The 4,481-nt window shown below is 73.2% G+C and carries 5 protein-coding genes and 1 pseudogene; 4 read left to right on the top strand and 2 right to left on the bottom strand.

Annotation, left to right across the window (positions count from 1 at the left end; genetic code table 11):
• The coding region (arfB, locus tag HMPREF3159_RS07910) for an alternative ribosome rescue aminoacyl-tRNA hydrolase ArfB (protein WP_070500539.1) at window positions 1-355 on the bottom strand (355 nt) is incomplete at its 3' end.
• Window positions 356-478: 123 nt separating this feature from the next.
• On the opposite strand from arfB, the gene HMPREF3159_RS07905 reads away from it, so the two are divergent.
• The 3 genes and pseudogenes from HMPREF3159_RS07905 to HMPREF3159_RS16660 form a co-directional block, all read left to right on the top strand.
• Entirely contained in the window at window positions 479-793 is a 315-nt protein-coding gene (locus HMPREF3159_RS07905; protein ID WP_070500538.1) for a 4a-hydroxytetrahydrobiopterin dehydratase, read from the top strand.
• Window positions 790-1,740 carry an L-lactate dehydrogenase gene (locus HMPREF3159_RS07900; protein ID WP_070500537.1) on the top strand — a complete coding sequence of 317 codons (951 nt, stop codon included), beginning with the start codon at window positions 790-792 and terminating at the stop codon, window positions 1,738-1,740. The genes HMPREF3159_RS07905 and HMPREF3159_RS07900 overlap by 4 nt, the downstream gene beginning before the upstream one ends.
• 117 nt (window positions 1,741-1,857) lie before the next feature.
• A pseudogene (locus HMPREF3159_RS16660) lies at window positions 1,858-2,623 on the top strand (sodium/proton-translocating pyrophosphatase); the annotation flags it as partial.
• Window positions 2,624-2,761: 138 nt separating this feature from the next.
• Here HMPREF3159_RS16660 and HMPREF3159_RS07885 read toward each other — a convergent pair.
• A complete protein-coding gene (locus HMPREF3159_RS07885; RefSeq protein WP_070500534.1) occupies window positions 2,762-3,982 on the bottom strand; it encodes an acyl-CoA dehydrogenase family protein in 1,221 nt (406 codons plus the stop codon).
• Window positions 3,983-4,118: 136 nt separating this feature from the next.
• Here HMPREF3159_RS07885 and HMPREF3159_RS07880 point away from each other — a divergent pair.
• Window positions 4,119-4,481, top strand: a 363-nt coding sequence (locus tag HMPREF3159_RS07880; RefSeq protein ID WP_141748131.1) for an ATP-binding cassette domain-containing protein, incomplete at its 3' end; no start/stop codon positions are given.

Here is a 4,481-nt window from a genome sequence, read left to right as displayed (position 1 = left end):
TCGGCCGGGTCGCCCGACGCGGCACCGCCGGGGCGACAGCCTTGCGCAGCAGCGCGGCGAGCCGCTCGCGCGCCGCCCGACGGTTCCGGTGCTGCGAGCGCTGCTCGGAGGCGGTGACGGTGAGGACCGTGCCGGAGAGGCGGGTCGCGAGACGTTCGAGCACGCGGGCACGCTGGACCTCGTCCAGGGCCGAGGTGGCGGCGAGGTCCAGGCTCAGCTGGACCCGCGAGTCGGCGGTGTTCACTCCCTGACCGCCCGGCCCGGAGGCATGGGAGAACTGCTCGACCAGCTCCGCGGCGGGGATGCGCAGGCCGCGGGGTGCGCCCGGTCCCGGGGCCACGAGCAGGTCGTCCATGCCCCCAGTCTGCCGTCCTCGCCGGTGTGCCGCGTTGCGCGGACGATCACGGACGCCGGGTACGCGGGCCGGACCGGGCTCGCTCCCCTGGCCGTCCGGCCGCGGACGGGGCACGATGGGGCTATGGCTGATCCGAAGCAGACCCTGACCCCCGAGCAGATCGCCGACGCCGGACTCACCGGCTGGCACCAGGAGGGAGAAGCCCTCACCGCACGCTTCGACACCGGCGACTTCGCGACCGGGCTCGCGTTCGTGAACCGCGTGGGCGTCTCCGCCGAGGCGGCGAACCACCATCCCGACATCCTCCTGACCTATCCCGAGGTCACCGTGACCCTCTCGAGCCACGACGTGGGCGGGGTGACCTCCCGCGACCTCGCCCTCGCCGGGACCATCAGCACCCATGCCGAGGAGCTCGGCGTGGAACGGACGACCGCATGATCGAGAACTCGAAGCTCACCGTCATCGGGGCCGGCGCCGTCGGTTCGAGCGTCGCCTACGCCTCGCTCATCCGCGGCTCCGCCCGCCACGTCGCCCTGTACGACATCGACGCCGCGAAGACCGAGGCCGAGGTGCTCGACCTCGCCCACGGCACCCTGTTCACCCGCGCCAGCGACATCATCGGCGGCTCCGACATCGGCGTCGCCGAGGGCTCCCATGTCGTGGTGATCACCGCCGGCGCCAAGCAGAAGCCCGGTCAGACGCGCATCGAGCTCGCCGCGACCAACGCGAAGATCGTCGGCTCGATCGTGCGGGACGTCCTCGAGGTCGCCCCGCACGCGATCATCGTCATCGTCACCAATCCCTGCGACGTCCTCACCATGCTCGCCCACGAGGCCTCGGGACTGCCACCCGAGCGGGTGTTCGCCTCCGGCACCGTGCTGGACACCTCGCGCCTGCGCTGGGAGATCGCGCGCCGCACCGGCGTGGCGCCCACCTCCGTCCACGCCCAGATCGTCGGCGAGCGCGGCGACACCGAGTTCCCGCTGTGGTCCGACGCCCGCATCAGCACCGTCCCGATCCTCGAGTGGCGCGGGGAGGACGGGGCGCCCCTGTTCACCCTCGAGGAGCTCGACCGCATCGCCGTGGACGTCCGCGAGGCTGCCTACAAGGTGATCCAGGGCAAGGGGGCGACGAACTACGCGATCGGCCTGTCCAGCGCGCGCATCGTCGAGGCGATACTGGCGGACGAGAACGCCGTGCTGAACGTCGCCACCGTGCTCTCCGACTTCCACGGCGTCGACGGCGTCGCGCTGTCGGTGCCGAGCGTCGTCGGCTCCGCCGGCGCCCGGCCGATCCGGGAGACGCCGTTCTCCGCCGAGGAGCTGGAGAAGCTGCGCGCGAGCGCCGCCGCGCTCGAGGAGGTCGCCGCGGGACTGCAGGGCTGAGGCCCGCCTGCCGGGGCCGGCCCCTCCCCACCCACTGGTCTGTACGTCGGCCCGGCGACGGGCTAGTGTTCCGGCACCTGGAAGGACCCCGGAACACGACGACGTGCGGAGGACCTCATGAACCCCGATCCCATCACGCTCTCCCTGGGCAGTCTCACCACGGGGGGTGATCGTGGTGATCGCCCTGATCGCGATCGCGATGGCGCTGCGCTTCCGCGCCGAGGTGCTGCGCGCCCGCACCGGCACCGACGCGATGGACGAGGTCGCAGGCGCCGTGCAGGAGGGGGCGGTCGCCTACCTGCGTCGCCAGCTGCGCACGCTCGGCATCTTCGCCGTCATCGCCTTCCTGCTGCTGCTCCTGCCCACCCACGGCGTCGAGGGGACCGAGGGGATGCTGCTGCGCGGAGCCCGCTCGGTCGCCTTCCTCGTCGGCGCCGCGTTCTCCGGCCTCATCGGCTACCTGGGCATGTGGCTCGCCGTGCGCGCGAACGTGCGCGTCGCCGCCGCCGCGCACGAGGCCGGCCGCGATCCCGCGATGCTGATCGCGGTGCGCACCGGCGCCTGCGTCGGCATGGCGACGATCGGCTTCGGCCTCCTCGGCGCGGGCGCCGTCGTGCTGCTCTTCCGCGGGGACGCCGCGCTCGTGCTCGAGGGCTTCGGCTTCGGCGCCGCGATGGTCGCGATGTTCATGCGCGTCGGCGGCGGGATCTTCACCAAGGCGGCCGACGTCGGCGCCGACCTCGTGGGCAAGGTCGAGCAGAGCATCCCCGAGGACGACCCCCGCAACGCCGCGACCATCGCCGACAACGTGGGCGACAACGTCGGCGACTGCGCCGGCATGGCCGCGGACCTCTTCGAGTCCTACGCGGTCACGCTCGTCGCCAGGCCGATCCGCTGCGCTACGCGATCGCCGCCGTCGCGATCCTCGCGATCGCGGTGGCCGTCACCATCTCGATCCGCCGCGGTGTGGTGCTCGAGACCGAGGACGACCTCGAGGCCGTCGACGCGCAGGGCGGCTGACTCAGGCGTGGACGGGCGCCGAGGCGTCCTCCCGCGACCCCACGGTGCCGATGGACCACTGGTATCCCGGCTCGGTGCCGTTGACCTCGAAGGCGCCGATCTCGCGGGCCTTGTATACCCAGGGGTTGTGGGAGGCGACCGTGCGGGCGTTGCGCCAATGGCGATCCAGCGCCGAGGTCTCGCGCACGGCCGAGGCCCCGAGTGCGTCGAACAGCCGCGTCGCCGCCTCCGGCACCAAGCGGGAGGTGACCACCTGGGCTCGGGCAGAGGCGAGCTCCGCCGCCACCAGGGCGGAGCGCTCCTCCTCGCCGCCGGCACCCGCAGCGCGGGCGGCCTCCTCGATCGCCTCCGCCACCTGGCCCGCCAGCGCCTCCGCGGTCGCGGCGACTGCGGAGATCTCGCCGAGCACCTGCAGGATCTGCGGATCCTCCCGCACCCGGTCGGCGTTGCCATGGCTGTAGGTGCGGGTGCGGGCCGCGACCGCCGCCGTGGCGTCCTCGCGCACGGCCGCGGCGATCCCGGCGTGCACGGCGATCAGCACCAGCTGGTACACGGCGGTCTGGTAGCCGAACCGGTCCTCGAAGGGGATGACGTCCTGGGCGTCGAGCCGCGCGCGGTCGTAGACGACCGTGCCGGTCCCGGTGAGCTTCTGCCCGAACCCGTCCCAGTCGTCGCTGCGCGTGACCGCGGCCTGGACCAACGGCACCACGGCGATGTGCTGGGACCCGTCGGCCGCCTCGACCAGGGTATCCGAGTAGTCGGCGAAGTAGGAGCCGGTGGTGTAGAACTTCCGGCCCGTCACCTCGGCGTGCTCGCCCTCGACCGCGACCTTCGTGCCCTGGGAGCCTCGCTCCACGGAGCCGATCTCCGACCAGGCGTTCCCGATCACCGCCCCGTCGGCGATCCGTCGCAGCCATCGCTGCCGGAACTCGGCGTGCGGTGTGACCAGGAGGTCCTCCACGAAGGCGATGTGCCCGCGCCAGATCTGGGGGAGGTTCGCATCGGCTGCGGCCAGGTCCACCAGCAGCGAGGTCAGCTGCCCGAAGGTGGCACCCAAGCCACCCGCCTCGACCGGCACGCGCACGGTCCCGAAGCCGGCCTCGGCCAGGGCGCGCACGGCGCCGTGGGGCAGGGTGCGCTCGCGCTCCCGTTCCAGGGTCCCCTGGGCGATGGTCTCGATGACGGGGGCGAAGCGGGCGCGGAGCTCGGCGAGCGCGGTCATAGGTGTCCTTTTCTCGGTACTCACGGATGGTGATGGTTGACCCTAGGGTCCCGTGCACCGCCGGGGCCAGGGTGCTGACCCATGCCGTCACACGGCGTTGCGGAGCAGCCGCTCGGGCAGGTGCGAGAATGCCGGGATGACCGCCACCCTCGTCGCCCATGACCTCGCCGGAGGGTACGGCCACCGCGTCCTCTTCGACGGTCTCGACCTCACCATCGCCCCCGGGGACGTGATCGGCGTGGTCGGCGCGAACGGCGCCGGGAAGTCGACGCTGCTGCGCCTGCTCGCCGGCGCCGCCGCCCCACAGCAGGGCGGACTGACGCTCTCCCCGTCGGACGCCTTCGTGGGCTGGCTCCCGCAGGAGCACGAGCGGACCCCCGGGGAGAGCGTCGCCGGGTACATCGCCCGACGCACGGGCTGCGCCCGGGCCGCCGCCGACCTGGATGCCGCCGCCACCGCCCTCGAGCACGACGCCCCGCCCGGCGGCCCCGATCCGGCC

This window comes from Brachybacterium sp. HMSC06H03, assembly GCF_001807385.1.
In the GTDB taxonomy this organism is placed as follows: Bacteria; Actinomycetota; Actinomycetes; order Actinomycetales; family Dermabacteraceae; genus Brachybacterium; species Brachybacterium conglomeratum.
This window is presented reverse-complemented; position numbering and strand designations above follow the sequence as displayed.

What these genes read in the sequence shown, in the direction of transcription:
- HMPREF3159_RS07905 (WP_070500538.1), top strand. Translation starts at nt 479, where the DNA reads ATGGCTGATCCGAAGCAGACCCTGACCCCCGAGCAGATCGCCGACGCC.
- HMPREF3159_RS07900 (WP_070500537.1), top strand. Translation starts at nt 790, where the DNA reads ATGATCGAGAACTCGAAGCTCACCGTCATCGGGGCCGGCGCCGTCGGT.
- HMPREF3159_RS07885 (WP_070500534.1), bottom strand. Translation starts at nt 3,982, where the DNA reads ATGACCGCGCTCGCCGAGCTCCGCGCCCGCTTCGCCCCCGTCATCGAG.